This window comes from Psychrobacter sp. 1Y4 (assembly GCF_051847555.1).
Map to the genome: position 1 here is coordinate 1 of NZ_JBPYDE010000928.1, position 570 is coordinate 570.

1 protein-coding gene is annotated in these 570 nt (G+C 45.6%); it reads right to left on the reverse strand.

Annotated features, from left to right (window positions below):
* Positions 1-570, reverse strand: a 570-nt coding sequence (locus ACS8FC_RS19660; RefSeq protein ID WP_439298025.1) for an FAD-dependent oxidoreductase, incomplete at both ends; no start/stop codon positions are given.

Here is a 570-nt window from a genome sequence, read left to right on the forward strand (position 1 = left end):
GTGATTGCGCTTCCATTCACCAGCGACGTATTTGTTACCTTCCGCCCATGTCGGATAGGTATGAATCGTACCCAGTATTTTATTCAGTCCCAAACCATGTTTCATCGCCAGTACAAACTCGCTCATCAAATCACCAGCATGCTCAGCCACTATCGTCACCCCTAGGATTTTGTCTTTGCCTTTAGGAGTGATGACTTTAATAAAACCTTTAGCAGCGCTATCAGTAATCGCGCGATCTAGCTCTTTAAAGTCATAACGCGTCACTTCAAAATCAATGCCTTTGTCAATTGCTTCTTGCTCGTTCAAACCCACGCGAGCGACTTCTGGATCGATAAAGGTTGTCCACGGAATCACTCGGTAATCAACTTTGAATTTCTTAAAATGCCCAAACAAGCCATTGACGGCAGCGTACCAGCCTTGATGCGATGCCACGTGCGTAAACTGATAGGGCCCAACGATATCACCTGCTGCATAAATATTGGGATACAACGTTTCTAGATATTCATTGGTGACCACCGTACGATCTGTTTCGATGCCTAGCGCTTCAAGTCCATAACCTTCAAGACGGGC